Source organism: Pseudomonas sp., assembly GCF_051660785.1.
Taxonomy (GTDB): domain Bacteria; phylum Pseudomonadota; class Gammaproteobacteria; order Pseudomonadales; family Pseudomonadaceae; genus Aquipseudomonas.
Genome location: NZ_JBOFQE010000071.1, coordinates 1 through 14715, shown reverse-complemented (window position 1 = coordinate 14715; position 14715 = coordinate 1). Strand labels below are relative to the sequence as shown.

Sequence of the window (14715 nt, the reverse complement as noted above, 5' to 3'; positions counted from 1 at the left end):
ATATCAAGTGTGCACAGCCGCTAGACTGCCTCCTTGATTTGCTAGAGGGGTGCGCGTCAGTCGCGCGCTCCCAATCTTTACATAGGCTTCCCCCCGAAATGATGGACATCAACGAGATTCGCGAATACCTGCCCCACCGTTACCCGTTCCTGCTGGTGGACCGGGTCGTGGAACTGGATGTGGAAGGCAAGCGCATTCGCGCCTACAAGAATGTCAGCATCAACGAGCCGTTCTTCAATGGTCACTTCCCTGCGCATCCAATCATGCCGGGCGTACTGATCATCGAAGCGATGGCTCAGGCTGCCGGGATCCTTGGTTTCAAGATGCTGGACGTGAAACCGGCCGACGGCACCCTTTACTACTTCGTCGGCTCCGACAAGTTGCGCTTCCGCCAGCCTGTGCTGCCAGGCGATCAGTTGATCCTGGAAGCCAAGTTCCTGAGCTGCAAGCGTCAGATCTGGAAGTTCGAGTGCCAGGCTTCGGTCGATGGCAAGCCAGTCTGCTCCGCTGAAATCATCTGCGCGGAACGCAAACTATGAGTTTGATTGACCCTCGCGCAATCATCGATCCGACGGCCGTCCTGGCCGACGACGTCGAGGTTGGCCCTTGGTCGATCATCGGCGCAGGTGTGGAAATCGGCGAGGGGACAGTGATCGGGCCGCATGTGATTCTCAAGGGCCCGACCCGAATCGGTAAGCACAACCGCATCTACCAGTTTTCCTCGGTAGGTGAGGACACACCCGATCTGAAATACAAAGGTGAAGAAACCCGCCTGGTCATCGGTGACCACAACGTCATCCGTGAAGGCGTGACGATTCACCGCGGGACCGTTCAGGACCGTTCGGAAACGACTCTGGGCGATCACAACCTGATCATGGCCTATGCCCACATCGGCCACGACAGCGTGATCGGGAACCACTGCATCCTGGTCAACAACACTGCGTTGGCGGGTCATGTGCACGTTGAAGACTGGGCGATCCTGTCCGGTTTCACCCTGGTTCACCAGTATTGCCATATCGGCGCCCACAGTTTTTCCGGCATGGGCACCGCCATTGGGAAGGACGTTCCAGCCTACGTCACGGTGTTCGGCAACCCTGCCGAAGCCCGCAGCATGAACTTCGAAGGCATGCGCCGTCGTGGTTTCAGCGAAGACGCGATCCACGCCCTGCGTCGTGCGTACAAGGTGGTTTACCGCCAGGGCCTGACGGTTGAGCAAGCACTCGCCGAATTGGCCGAACCTTCGGACCAGTTCCCGGAAGTCGCGGTGTTCCGTGATTCCATCCAGTCTTCGACCCGCGGCATCACACGTTAATCATGGCTAATCTGCGTATTGCGCTGGTGGCGGGTGAGGCTTCCGGTGACATTCTGGGCGCCGGTCTCATGCGCGCCCTCAAAGCTCAGCATCCGGCGGTGGAATTCATCGGTGTCGGCGGTCCGCTGATGCAGGCCGAAGGCCTGACTTCGTATTTCCCGATGGAACGTCTTTCGGTCATGGGCCTGGTGGAAGTGCTGGGGCGGTTGCGCGAGCTGATGGCGCGGCGTAAAAAGCTGATCGCCGACCTGATCGCCGAAAAGCCGGACGCGTTCATCGGCATCGATGCCCCGGACTTCAACCTCAATATCGAACTCAAGCTGCGTCAGGCCGGCATCAAGACCGTGCATTACGTCAGCCCGTCGGTGTGGGCGTGGCGGCAGAAGCGGGTGCTGAAGATCCGCGAAGGTTGCGACCTGATGCTGACGCTGTTCCCGTTTGAAGCCAAATTCTATGAAGAGAAGGGCGTACCGGTGCGGTTTGTCGGGCATTCCCTGGCCGATGCGATCCCGCTTGAAGCCGATCGCGCCGCCGCACGGGCCGAACTTGGCTTGCCTGACGGACCGCTGGTTGCGCTGATGCCAGGCAGTCGCGGCGGAGAAGTCGGCCGTCTCGGTGCATTGTTCCTTGATACGGCCCAACGTCTGCGGGCCTTGCGTCCCGGCGTACGGTTCGTCATGCCTTGCGCCAGCCCTGAACGTCGTGCGCAGCTGGAAGAATTGCTGGCGGGGCGCGATCTGCCGTTGACCCTGCTCGATGGCAAATCCCATCTGGCCCTTGCTGCCTGTGACGCCGTGTTGATTGCGTCCGGGACGGCGACCCTTGAGGCGCTGTTGTACAAGCGGCCGATGGTGGTCGCTTATCGCCTGGCGCCACTGACGTTCTGGATTCTCAAGCGCATGGTGAAAAGTCCCTACATCTCCTTGCCGAACCTGCTGGCGCAGCGTCTTTTGGTGCCTGAATTGTTGCAGGACGATGCGACAGTCGAAGCCCTGGCCCAGACCTTGTCGCCGTTGATCGAAGGCGGTGAAGAACAGACTCGCGGCTTCGACGAAATTCACCGGACCTTGCGTCTGGATGCCTCCAACCAGGCTGCCGGCGCAGTGCTGAATCTGATCGGCCAAGTACAATGAGTAAGACAAGCATGCAGATGGGGCTGGATTTCACCTTGGTCGCTGAAGTGGAAGATTTGGTTGCCGGTGTCGACGAAGTCGGTCGCGGCCCGCTCTGCGGTGCCGTGGTCACGGCTGCGGTGATTCTCGACCCGAATCGGCCGATCCTCGGCCTGAACGATTCGAAGAAACTCACCGAAGCCCGCCGCGAAAGGCTCTACGACGAAATCTGCGAAAAAGCCCTGAGCTGGTGCATCGCCCGGGCTGAAGTCGAAGAGATCGACAAGCTGAACATCCTGCATGCCACGATGCTGGCCATGCAGCGCGCCATCGAAGGTCTGCACATCCAGCCGAAACTGGCGATGATCGACGGCAACCGTTGCCCGAAACTGTCCATGCGCGCCGAAGCGGTGGTGCAGGGCGACGGCAAGGTGCCGGCCATCGCTGCGGCATCGATCCTGGCCAAAGTCAGCCGTGATCGTGAAATGGCTGCTTTCGAATTGATTTACCCGGGTTACGGCATTGGCGGCCACAAGGGCTACCCGACACCCGTTCATCTGGAAGCCTTGGCCCGACTGGGGCCAACCCCGATTCACCGCCGCTCGTTTGCCCCGGTACGCCTGGCTTATGAGGCGCGGGAAAACCTGATCGTGAGTTAGTTGCAAGGCTGATGTTTTTGCCAAGGCCCGGTACAATCCGGGCCTTGTTGTCTTCACGTTTCTAGTTTCTAGACAGGATCACTATGCCGGCTTCATTCGTTCATCTACGCCTGCACACTGAATATTCCCTGGTCGACGGTCTGGTGCGGATCAAACCGCTGGTCAAGACCCTGGTCGGCATGAACATGCCCGCCGTGGCGGTCACCGACCAGAACAACATGTGTTCCCTGGTCAAATTTTATAAAGCCGCCATGGGCGCGGGCATCAAGCCGATCTGCGGCGCCGACCTGTGGCTGTCGAACAAGGATCCGGACAACGCCTTGAGCCGGATCAGCCTGCTGGCGATGAACGCCGTGGGCTATCGCAACCTCACCGAACTGATTTCCCGCGGCTTCATCGACGGCCAGCGCAATGGCTCGGTCATCATCGAGCGTGAGTGGGTGGCCGAAGCCAGCGAAGGCCTGATCATGCTGTCAGCGGCCAAAGAGGGCGAGATCGGCCTGGCCATGCTCAGCGGCAATCCCGCTGAAGCGGAAAATCTTGCGCGCGAATGGATGGCCGTGTTCCCGGATCGTTTCTATCTGGAGATCCAGCGCACCAACCGCCCCAACGACGAAGAACAGTTGCACGGCGCCGTGGCCCTGGCCGAAAAGATCGGTGCGCCGCTGGTCGCCACCAACGACGTACGCTTCATCAAGCAGGAAGATTTTGCCGCTCACGAAACCCGCGTCTGCATCGGTGAGGGCCGTGCCCTCGACGATCCGCGGCGTTCCAAGAACTACAGCGATCAGCAATACCTCAAAAGCGCCGAGGAAATGGCTGAGCTGTTCAGCGACATTCCCGAAGCGCTGGCCAACACCGTCGAGATCGCCAAGCGCTGCAACATTGAAGTGAAGCTGGGCACTCACTTCCTGCCAAACTTCCCGATCCCTGATGGCATGACCATCGACGAGTATTTCCGCAAGGTCTCGTTCGACGGTCTGGAAGATCGCCTCAGCGTGCTGCTGCCCAAGGACACCACCGAAGACTACGAAGCCAAGCGTCAGGTCTATGTCGACCGGTTGAATTTCGAGCTGGATATCATCATCCAGATGGGCTTCCCCGGTTACTTCCTGATCGTTATGGACTTTATCCAGTGGGCCAAGAGCAACGGCGTGCCGGTAGGTCCAGGCCGGGGCTCGGGTGCCGGGTCGCTGGTGGCCTATGTGCAGAAGATCACCGACCTCGATCCGCTGGAATATGACCTGCTGTTCGAACGTTTCCTTAACCCGGAACGGGTATCGATGCCCGACTTCGACGTCGACTTCTGCATGGACGGTCGTGACCGCGTGATCGACTACGTGGCCGAGAAATACGGCCGCAACGCGGTGAGCCAGATCATCACCTTCGGTTCCATGGCCGCCAAGGCTGTGGTCCGTGACGTGGCGCGGGTGCAGGGCAAGTCCTACGGTCTGGCGGATCGTCTGTCGAAGATGATTCCGTTCGAAGTCGGTATGACCCTGGAAAAGGCCTACGAACAGGAAGAGATCCTGCGCGACTTCATCAAGGTCGATGAAGAAGCCGCGGAAATCTGGGAAATGGCGCGCAAGCTCGAAGGCGTTGTGCGTAACGTCGGCAAGCACGCCGGTGGTGTGGTAATTGCCCCGACCAAGCTGACTGACTTCTCGCCGATCTATTGCGATGAGGCCGGTGACGGTCTGGTGACCCAGTTCGACAAGGACGACGTTGAAGCCGCCGGCCTGGTGAAGTTCGACTTCCTGGGTCTGCGGACCCTGACGGTCATCGACTGGGCGCTGAAAACCATCAACCGCGACCGCGCCAAGGTCGATGAGCCGCCGCTGGACATCGCGTTCATCCCGCTGGATGACAAACCGACCTATCAGTTGCTGCAAAAGGCCGAAACCACCGCGGTATTCCAGCTCGAGTCGCGCGGCATGAAAGAGCTGATCAAAAAGCTCAAGCCCGACTGCCTGGAAGACTTGATCGCACTGGTGGCCCTGTTCCGTCCGGGCCCGCTGCAATCGGGCATGGTGGACGACTTCATCAACCGTAAGCACGGCCGCGCCGAACTGGCGTACCCGCACTCGGACTACCAGTACGAAGGCCTCAAGCCGGTATTGGCGCCGACTTACGGCATCATCCTGTATCAAGAGCAGGTGATGCAGATTGCCCAGGTCATGGCCGGTTACACCCTCGGCGGTGCGGACATGCTGCGTCGGGCCATGGGTAAGAAAAAGCCTGAGGAAATGGCCAAGCAGCGCGGCGGTTTCATTGAGGGTTGCGCCACCAACAACATCGACGCCGATCTGGCCGGTAACATTTTCGACCTGGTGGAAAAATTCGCCGGTTACGGCTTCAACAAATCCCACTCCGCCGCTTACGGCCTGGTGTCGTACCAGACCGCGTGGCTGAAAACGCATTACCCGGCGCCGTTCATGGCCGCGGTACTGTCGGCGGATATGCACAACACCGACAAGGTCGTGACCTTGATCGAAGAAATTCGCACCATGAAGCTGCGTCTCGACGCGCCGGATGTGAATACCTCTGAGTTCAAGTTCACGGTGAATGACGAGGGCCGGATTATTTACGGTCTCGGCGCGATCAAGGGCGTGGGCGAAGGTCCGGTGGAAGCGATCACCGAGGCCCGTCAGGACGGTCCGTTCAAGGATCTGTTCGATTTCTGCGCCCGTGTCGACCTCAAACGAATCAACAAGCGCACGCTGGACGGTTTGATCCGCAGCGGCGCGCTGGATCGTCTGGGGCCTTATTTCCATGACGAACCGAAAGCCTATCAAGCAAGCATCGACCAGAACCGTGCCGTATTGCTGAATGCAATGGAAGGGGCGATCAAGGCCGCCGAACAAACCGCACGTACCCACGACAGTGGCCACGCCGACTTGTTTGGCGGGCTGTTCGTCGAGGCAGACGCCGACGTCTACGCCAATCATCGCAAGGCCAAGGAGCTGACCCTCAAGGAACGCCTGAAAGGCGAGAAAGATACCCTGGGCCTGTACCTGACCGGTCACCCGATCGACGAATACGAAGGCGAGATCCGTCGCTTCGCCCGTCAACGCATCATCGACCTGAAACCGGCTCGCGATACGCAGACCGTCGCGGGCATGATCATCGCCCTGCGCGTGATGAAAAACAAAAAGGGCGACAAGATGGGTTTCATCACCCTCGATGACCGCTCCGGGCGGATCGAGGCTTCGCTGTTTGCCGAGGCGTTCCACTCCGCGCAATCACTGTTGCAGACCGACGCGATGGTGGTAGTCGAAGGCGAAGTCAGCAACGACGACTTCTCCGGCGGCCTGCGGCTGCGGGTCAAGCGGGTGATGAGCATGGAAGATGCGCGCACCAACCTCGCCGAAAGCCTGCGCCTGAAACTGCAGACCAAGGATCTGAAGGGCGATCAGCTACGCTGGCTGGGTGAGTTGTTCAAACGTCACCGCGGCGCGTGCCCGATTACCATGGAATACACGAGCCCCGATGCGAAGGCCTTGCTGCAGTTTGGCGAGACCTGGCGAATCGACCCGGCGGATGCGTTGATTCAAGCCTTGCGTGACCAGTTCGGGCGAGACAACGTCTTCCTCCAATACCGTTGACGGTCAGGTTCTGCCGAAGGCCCTGAACTCGACCTGAATTTTTAATCTCGACCTGAACGCGCCTGTCCCTTAAGGTAGGGCGCGAATAGACAACCGGCCGGCCCAAGCTCTCTTGGACGTCGACCCAAGACGGACGCCTATGAACCCGAATTTTCTAGATTTCGAACAGCCGATCGCCGACCTGCAAGCCAAGATCGAAGAGTTGCGCTTGGTCGGTAACGACAATTCGCTGAATATCGGCGATGAGATCTCCCGCCTGCAGGACAAAAGCAGCACGCTGACCGAAGACATCTTCGGCAAGCTGACCAGCTGGCAGATCGCACGTCTCGCGCGTCACCCGAAACGTCCGTATACCCTGGACTACATCGAACACATCTTCACCGAGTTCGATGAACTGCACGGCGACCGTCACTTCTCCGACGACGCTGCGATCGTTGGCGGCATTGCCCGTCTGGACGATCAGCCGGTGATGATCATCGGTCACCAGAAAGGCCGTGAAGTGCGCGAGAAGGTTCGCCGCAACTTCGGCATGCCGCGTCCGGAAGGCTATCGCAAGGCGTGCCGCCTGATGGAAATGGCCGAACGCTTCAAAATGCCGATCCTGACCTTCATCGACACCCCGGGCGCCTACCCTGGCATTGACGCTGAAGAGCGCAACCAGAGCGAAGCGATTGCCTGGAACCTGCGCGTGATGGCCCGCCTGAAAACCCCAATCATCGCCACCGTGATCGGTGAAGGTGGTTCCGGTGGCGCTCTGGCAATCGGTGTCTGCGATCAGCTGAACATGCTGCAGTACTCGACCTACGCGGTGATTTCGCCGGAAGGTTGTGCCTCGATTCTGTGGAAAACCGCCGAGAAAGCGCCGGACGCCGCTGAAGCCATGGGCATCACCGCCGAGCGCCTGAAAGGCCTGGGCATCGTCGACAAAGTGATCGGCGAACCGTTGGGCGGCGCTCACCGTGATCCTGCGGCTGCGGCGGCATCGATCCGTGCCGAGCTGAGCTCGCAACTGGCGATGCTGAAGAAGTTCGATAACGAAGCGCTGCTGGCCCGTCGTTACGAGCGTCTGATGAGCTACGGTCTCTAAGCCGAACGCGCAATACCCATGTGGGAGCGAGCCTGCTCGCGATGAGGGTTTAACATTCAACGAATCAGTTGGCCGTTAAACCGCAATCGCGAGCAGGCTCGCTCCCACATTTGATTTGTGCAAAGGGATAGATATGGATCAGCCCTCGAATGATTTGCCTTCCCGGCTTCTGCTGAATCTGAAACCTTGGCGCAACGCCACAACCTGGCGCATCGCCTTCTCCGGCGGGCTCGACTCCACCGTCCTGCTGCACCTGCTCGCTCACCTCGCAAAAACCCAATCCCTTCCAGCGCTCAGCGCCATTCATGTCCACCACGGCCTTCAGGCTGCGGCTGATGCGTGGCCGCAACATTGTCAGTGCGTCTGTGATGCGCTGGGTGTGCCGCTACAGGTGGTTCACGTTGAGGTTCGGTCCGGCGCCAGCCTTGAGCGCGCCGCCCGGGATGCACGCTATGGCGCCTTCGTTGAAGCCACTCAAACAAATGAATTGCTGCTGACCGCACAGCACCGCGACGATCAAGCGGAAACCCTGTTGTTCCGGCTGTTGCGTGGGGCAGGGGTGAGAGGGTTGTCGGGCATGCCTCGCGAGCGCGCCTTGGGTCGCGGGCATCTTCTGCGTCCGTTGCTCGATATCACGCGCGCCGAACTTGAGGCCTACGCGGCCGAGCATCGGTTGAGCTGGATCGAGGACCCGTCGAACCAGGACCGTCAGTTCTCGCGAAATTACCTGCGCCATCGAGTGTTCCCGGTTTTGACCGAGCGCTGGCCGCAGGCGATGGCGACCATGGCCCGCAGCGCCGCGCATCTGAGTGAAGCGCAGGGGTTGCTCGATGACCTGGCGCACATCGATCTGGCCGGTGCTCGCACCGCCAGTGATTTCGATTGGCTGGGTTTGCCGTCCCTCGCGTTGGCGCCGCTGGCAGAACTCTCTGCCGCACGTCAGCGCAATGCATTGAGTCACTGGCTCACAGTGCTGACGCGGCTGCCGGACAGTGACCATTGGTCGGGTTGGGACGATTTGCGCGATGCCACCGGCGATGCCCGCCCGATCTGGCGCTTGGCGGAGGGAGAATTACATCGGGCGGGTGGGCGGATCTGGTGGTTGTCAGGCTGTTGGCTGCATATTCCGCCATACGTCGGCGTCTGGGCTGACCCCTCGACAGCGCTGGCGTTGCCGGAAAATGGCGTGCTCACCTGTACCGGCCAAATCCCCGCTGGCCCGCTGCATATCCGCTATCGTCAGGGAGGAGAGATGATGAATCTGCCTGATCGCGGTCACCGGGATCTGAAGCGTTTGCTCAACGAACGCGGCATTCCGGGCTTCGTACGTGGCAGATTGCCGCTGGTCTATCGTGGCGAACAATTGCTGGCGGTGGCCAACCTGAGGGGCTTGAGTGGCAGCGAACAGGAAGGCTGGCATTTGCATTGGCAGCCACCGAACGAAGATCAAGGTTTGAGCTGAAAGGGGCTTTCCGGTAGACTACGCTCCCTTCTTGATACAACTTCTGTGGATTCGCCTGAATTACAGAAGTTGCCGATTACCAAGCAGTCTTTGCTGGGCGATTCCAAAAAATGTGTAGCGAGCAACGTACCGGTGTTTCACCTGCCGGTCTGTCCCAACGCGGCGGTTTTTTTGAAAGGTGCACTGTGATTAATGCAGGTGATCGGGGGCTTCGGCCTTCCTTCGCTTTCCCCGGCGGCTCGGACCGCTTTAACGCAGACTTCTAGGGTTTTTCATGACGCGCTACATATTCGTCACGGGCGGTGTTGTTTCTTCATTGGGGAAAGGCATTGCCTCGGCTTCATTGGCGGCCATCCTGGAGGCGCGGGGACTTAAGGTCACCATGCTGAAGCTGGACCCGTACATCAACGTTGACCCGGGCACCATGAGCCCGTTCCAGCACGGTGAAGTGTTCGTCACCCACGACGGCGCCGAGACCGACCTGGACCTGGGCCACTACGAGCGGTTCATCCGCACGACCATGACCCAGAACAACAACTTCACCACCGGCCGTGTCTACGAACACGTCCTGCGCAAAGAGCGCCGTGGTGACTACCTGGGCGCAACCATCCAGGTGATCCCGCACATCACCGACGAAATCAAGCGCCGCATCATCAAGGGCGCCGGCGATGCCGACGTGGCCATGGTCGAGATCGGTGGCACCGTGGGTGACATCGAGTCGCAACCGTTCCTCGAAGCGATCCGTCAATTGCGTTTCGAAGTCGGCGCCAAGCGCGCAATGCTGATGCACCTGACGCTGGTGCCGTACATCGCCACGGCCGGCGAAACCAAAACCAAGCCAACCCAGCACTCGGTCAAGGAACTGCGTTCCATCGGCCTGCAGCCAGACGTGCTGGTATGCCGTTCCGATCACCCGATCGACATCTCGTCGCGTCGCAAGATCGCGCAGTTCACCAACGTTGAAGAACGTGCGGTGATCGCGCTGGAAGACGCCGACACCATCTACAAGATCCCGGGCATCCTGCACTCCCAAGGCCTGGATGATTTCGTTGTCGAGCGTTTCGGCCTGCAATGCGGCAGCGCCGATCTGTCCGAATGGGAAGCCGTGGTTGACGCCAAGCTGAACCCGGAACACGAAGTCACCATCGCGATGGTCGGCAAGTACATGGAACTGCTGGATGCCTACAAGTCGCTGATCGAAGCGATGAGTCACGCCGGCATCAGCAACCGCACCAAGGTCAACCTGCGTTACATCGATTCCGAAGACATCGAAAACCAGGGCACTGCGCTGCTGGAAGGTGTCGACGCGATCCTCGTACCGGGCGGCTTCGGTCTGCGTGGCGTGGAAGGCAAGATCACCGCCGTTCAATATGCTCGCGAAAACAAGGTTCCGTACCTCGGCATCTGCCTGGGCATGCAAGTGGCCGTGATCGAGTTCGCTCGTAACGTGCTGGGCTGGAAAGACGCCAACTCCACCGAGTTCGATCGCGCCAGCGGTCACCCGGTCGTGGGTCTGATCACCGAGTGGGAAGATGCCACCGGCGCCGTTGAAACCCGTACCGAAACGTCCGACCTGGGCGGCACCATGCGCCTCGGCGCTCAGGATTGCCTGCTTGAGCCGGGTTCCCTGGTGCACGATTGCTACGCCAAGGACGTGATCGTCGAACGTCACCGTCATCGCTACGAAGTGAACAACAACCTGCTGCCGCAAATCATGGAAGCCGGCCTGAAAATCTCCGGTCGTTCCGGTGATGGCGCGCTGGTCGAAGTGGTTGAAGCCCCGGATCATCCATGGTTCGTCGCTTGCCAGTTCCACCCCGAGTTCACCTCGACACCGCGCGACGGTCACCCGTTGTTCAGCGGTTTCGTTAAAGCAGCTTTGGTTCAACACCAGAAGAAGGCGTAACTCCAATGGCGCAGAAGATCATCCGTGTAGGCGATATTGAGATTGCCAACGACAAGCCAATGGTGCTTTTCGGTGGCATGAACGTGCTGGAAAGCCGCGACATGGCGATGCAGGTCTGCGAAGAATACGTCAAGGTCACCGAGAAACTCGGTATCCCTTACGTGTTCAAGGCCAGCTTCGACAAGGCCAACCGTTCCTCCGTGACCTCTTACCGTGGCCCCGGCCTGGAAGAGGGCATGCGGATTTTCCAGGACATCAAGCAAGCCTTCGGCGTGCCGATCATCACCGACGTCCACGAGCCGGAGCAGGCCGCGGTCGTCGCTGAAGTCTGCGACATCATCCAGCTGCCGGCCTTCCTGTCGCGCCAGACCGACCTCGTGGTTGCGATGGCCAAGACCGGCGCAGTAATCAACATCAAGAAAGCCCAGTTCCTCGCCCCGCATGAGATGAAACACATCCTGAGCAAGTGCGTGGAAGCGGGTAACGATCAGTTGATCCTCTGCGAGCGCGGTTCGAGCTTTGGCTACAACAACCTGGTCGTCGACATGCTCGGCTTCGGCATCATGAAGCAGTTCGAATACCCGGTGTTCTTCGACGTGACCCACGCGCTGCAAATGCCGGGTGGTCGCTCTGATTCAGCTGGCGGTCGTCGCGCCCAGGTCACTGACCTGGCCAAGGCGGGCATGAGCCAGTCGCTGGCCGGTCTGTTCCTCGAAGCCCACCCGGACCCGGACAACGCCAAATGCGACGGCCCTTGTGCCTTGCGTCTGGATAAACTGGAGCCATTCCTGGCCCAGCTCAAAGCGCTGGACGAACTGGTGAAGAGTTTTCCGACGGTAGAAACCGCGTAAACCTCATTTCTCCGGTAAAGTACCGCACGATTTGTTGCTCAGGCCCTCGGGCCTGAGCCTTATCGTCCGCAAGTCTGCCCGCCGCACACCACTTGCCGACGGTAAAAGATTTCCTCTAGCTGCGTCGTTTTCGTCAACTTTGGAGTGTTTACAACAATGGCAAAAATCGTCGACATCAAAGGTCGTGAAGTTCTCGACTCCCGTGGCAACCCCACCGTGGAAGCGGACGTGCTTCTCGATAACGGCATCATCGGTAGCGCTTGCGCGCCGTCCGGTGCTTCCACTGGCTCGCGTGAAGCGCTCGAGCTGCGTGATGGCGACAAGAGCCGTTACCTGGGCAAAGGCGTACTCAAAGCCGTCGCCAACATCAACGGTCCGATCCGCGACCTGTTGAAAGGCACAGACCCAAGCGACCAGAAAGCGCTGGATCACGCGATGATCAAGCTCGACGGTACTGAAAACAAAGGTTCCCTGGGCGCCAACGCGATCCTCGCCGTTTCCCTGGCCGCGGCCAAGGCAGCAGCACAGGACCAGGACCTGCCGCTGTACGCTCACATCGCCAACCTGAACGGCACCCCGGGTGTCTACTCGATGCCGGTTCCGATGATGAACATCATCAACGGTGGCGAGCACGCCGATAACAACGTCGACATCCAGGAATTCATGGTTCAGCCGGTTGGCGCCAAGTCTTTCTCGGAAGGCCTGCGCATGGGCACCGAGATTTTCCATCACCTCAAAGCCGTTCTGAAGGCCCGTGGCCTGAGCACTGCCGTGGGTGACGAAGGTGGTTTCGCACCGAACCTGGCCTCCAACGAAGACGCTTTGAAAGTGATCTCCGAAGCCGTGGCCAACGCCGGTTACAAGCTGGGCACCGACGTGACCCTGGCACTGGACTGCGCGGCGAGCGAATTCTACGAAGACGGCAAATACAACCTGTCCGGCGAAGGCCAGGTGTTCACCGCTGAAGGTTTCGCCGATTACCTGAAAGGCCTGACCGAGCGTTATCCGATCATCTCGATCGAAGACGGCCTGGACGAGTCCGACTGGGCTGGCTGGAAAATCCTTACCGACAAGATCGGCGAGAAGACTCAGCTGGTAGGCGACGACCTGTTCGTGACCAACACCAAGATCCTGAAAGAAGGCATCGATAAAAAGATCGCCAACTCGATCCTGATCAAGTTCAACCAGATCGGCACCCTGACCGAAACCCTGGAAGCCATCCAGATGGCCAAGGCTGCTGGTTACACTGCCGTGATCTCGCACCGCTCCGGCGAAACCGAAGATTCGACCATTGCCGACCTGGCTGTGGGCACCGCGGCTGGCCAGATCAAGACCGGTTCCCTGTGCCGTTCGGACCGTGTTTCCAAGTACAACCAACTGTTGCGTATCGAAGAGCAGTTGAATGGCAAAGCCAAGTACAACGGTCGCAGCGAATTCCGCGGCTGATTGCTACAAGGTAAAAAGACACCGGATTGTGTCGGAAAAATCGCTACAGCGACGTTTTTGCCACTAATCTGATGCCTTAAAAGCACAAGCCTGGATCTTCCAGGCTTCGTGCTATCAGAAGCTTCATAGTTTGGCATGGCTGTCTTTTTCCACTGGATACCTGATATTCGATGCGCAGTCCCAATTGGTTGTTCCTCGTCTTGCTCTTGCTGCTGGCTGGCCTGCAATACCGCCTGTGGGTGGGTAATGGCAGTCTGGCGCAAGTGGCCGAGCTGACTCAGCAGATCGCGGATCAACACGCTGAGAACGAAGGGTTGCTGGAACGCAATCGGGTCATGGACGCTGAAGTCAGTGAACTGAAAAAAGGCATGGAGACCGTTGAAGAGCGGGCTCGCCATGAGTTGGGCATGGTCAAGGACGGTGAAACCCTTTACCAGTTGGCCCAATGATCCAGTCGTTACCGGCCTTCTGGGCTGTGATTCCTGCCGCGGGCGTCGGTGCCCGTATGGCCGCGGACCGTCCCAAGCAATACTTGCAACTGGGCGGGCGCACTATTCTCGAACACAGCCTTGGCTGTTTCCTTGATCATCCTGCCCTGAAGGGGGTGGTGGTCAGTCTTGCTGTTGATGACCCTTATTGGCCGAACCTGGCGTGTGCTGCCGATCCGCGTATTCAGCGGGTTGACGGTGGCGACGAACGTTCCGGTTCGGTGCTCAATGCCTTGCTGCATTTGCATGCCCAAGGCGCTGACGATGAGGATTGGGTGCTGGTTCACGACGCCGCACGACCGAATCTTTCGCGTGACGATCTTGATAAATTGTTGAGTGAGTTAGCGGACGATCCGGTCGGTGGGCTGCTGGCGGTGCCGGCACGCGATACGCTGAAACGCGTCGACAAGCACGGTCGTGTGGTTGAAACCGTGGATCGCAGCGTGATCTGGCAGGCGTATACGCCGCAGATGTTTCGCCTTGGCGCGTTGCATCGGGCCTTGGCTGACAGTCTGGTGGCGGATGCTTTGGTCACTGATGAAGCTTCGGCGATGGAGTGGGCAGGTCTGGCGCCACGCTTGATCGAAGGCCGTGCGGACAACCTTAAGGTTACCCGGCCTGAAGACCTCGAATGGTTGCGGCAGCGCTGGACTAATCGTCGCTGAATGATTCGTAGGCTGTACTGCCGCTATCGTCGGAACGCCGCCCGGAGCAGGCTCGCTCCCACAGTTGACTGCGTTTTTTCTGAAGGAACTCGATTAACTGTGGGAGCGAGCCTGCTCCGGGC

12 protein-coding genes are annotated in these 14715 nt (G+C 59.3%); all 12 read left to right on the top strand.

Features of this window, described 5'->3' with window-relative positions; translation table 11 throughout:
- The first annotated feature begins 98 nt into the window (after positions 1-98).
- A complete protein-coding gene (gene fabZ, locus ACRC4F_RS18515) occupies positions 99-539 on the top strand; it encodes a 3-hydroxyacyl-ACP dehydratase FabZ (protein ID WP_128607522.1) in 441 nt (146 codons plus the stop codon).
- Positions 536-1312: an acyl-ACP--UDP-N-acetylglucosamine O-acyltransferase gene (gene lpxA, locus ACRC4F_RS18510; protein ID WP_438660648.1), complete on the top strand. Its 777-nt coding sequence runs from the start codon at positions 536-538 to the stop codon at positions 1310-1312. Before fabZ ends, lpxA begins: the two co-directional genes overlap by 4 nt.
- 2 nt (positions 1313-1314) lie before the next feature.
- Positions 1315-2445 carry a lipid-A-disaccharide synthase gene (gene lpxB / locus ACRC4F_RS18505; RefSeq protein ID WP_438660647.1) on the top strand — a complete coding sequence of 377 codons (1131 nt, stop codon included), beginning with the start codon at positions 1315-1317 and terminating at the stop codon, positions 2443-2445.
- Between the two features lie 11 nt (positions 2446-2456).
- The gene (gene rnhB / locus ACRC4F_RS18500) at positions 2457-3083 is read left to right on the top strand and encodes a ribonuclease HII (protein ID WP_438660663.1); all 627 of its coding nucleotides are present in this window, start codon (positions 2457-2459) and stop codon (positions 3081-3083) included.
- 83 nt (positions 3084-3166) lie between these two features.
- The gene (gene dnaE / locus ACRC4F_RS18495) at positions 3167-6688 is read left to right on the top strand and encodes a DNA polymerase III subunit alpha (RefSeq protein ID WP_438660646.1); all 3522 of its coding nucleotides are present in this window, start codon (positions 3167-3169) and stop codon (positions 6686-6688) included.
- A gap of 139 nt (positions 6689-6827) precedes the next feature.
- The gene (locus ACRC4F_RS18490; protein ID WP_010462799.1) at positions 6828-7775 is read left to right on the top strand and encodes an acetyl-CoA carboxylase carboxyltransferase subunit alpha; all 948 of its coding nucleotides are present in this window, start codon (positions 6828-6830) and stop codon (positions 7773-7775) included.
- A gap of 133 nt (positions 7776-7908) precedes the next feature.
- Positions 7909-9237, top strand: a complete 1329-nt coding sequence (gene tilS / locus ACRC4F_RS18485; protein ID WP_438660645.1) for a tRNA lysidine(34) synthetase TilS — start codon at positions 7909-7911, stop codon at positions 9235-9237.
- 274 nt (positions 9238-9511) lie between these two features.
- Complete coding sequence (locus ACRC4F_RS18480) at positions 9512-11143, top strand: CTP synthase (RefSeq protein ID WP_131059170.1); 1632 nt, start codon at positions 9512-9514, stop codon at positions 11141-11143.
- 5 nt (positions 11144-11148) lie between these two features.
- On the top strand, positions 11149-11994 hold the full coding sequence (gene kdsA / locus ACRC4F_RS18475; RefSeq protein ID WP_421139262.1) for a 3-deoxy-8-phosphooctulonate synthase: 846 nt from the start codon (positions 11149-11151) through the stop codon (positions 11992-11994).
- A gap of 156 nt (positions 11995-12150) precedes the next feature.
- Complete coding sequence (eno, locus tag ACRC4F_RS18470; RefSeq protein WP_131059171.1) at positions 12151-13440, top strand: phosphopyruvate hydratase; 1290 nt, start codon at positions 12151-12153, stop codon at positions 13438-13440.
- A 170-nt stretch (positions 13441-13610) separates the two neighbouring features.
- Positions 13611-13889: a cell division protein FtsB gene (gene ftsB / locus ACRC4F_RS18465; protein ID WP_008028992.1), complete on the top strand. Its 279-nt coding sequence runs from the start codon at positions 13611-13613 to the stop codon at positions 13887-13889.
- Positions 13886-14593 carry a 2-C-methyl-D-erythritol 4-phosphate cytidylyltransferase gene (gene ispD / locus ACRC4F_RS18460; protein ID WP_438660644.1) on the top strand — a complete coding sequence of 236 codons (708 nt, stop codon included), beginning with the start codon at positions 13886-13888 and terminating at the stop codon, positions 14591-14593. The genes ftsB and ispD overlap by 4 nt, the downstream gene beginning before the upstream one ends.
- Positions 14594-14715: the final 122 nt, after the last annotated feature.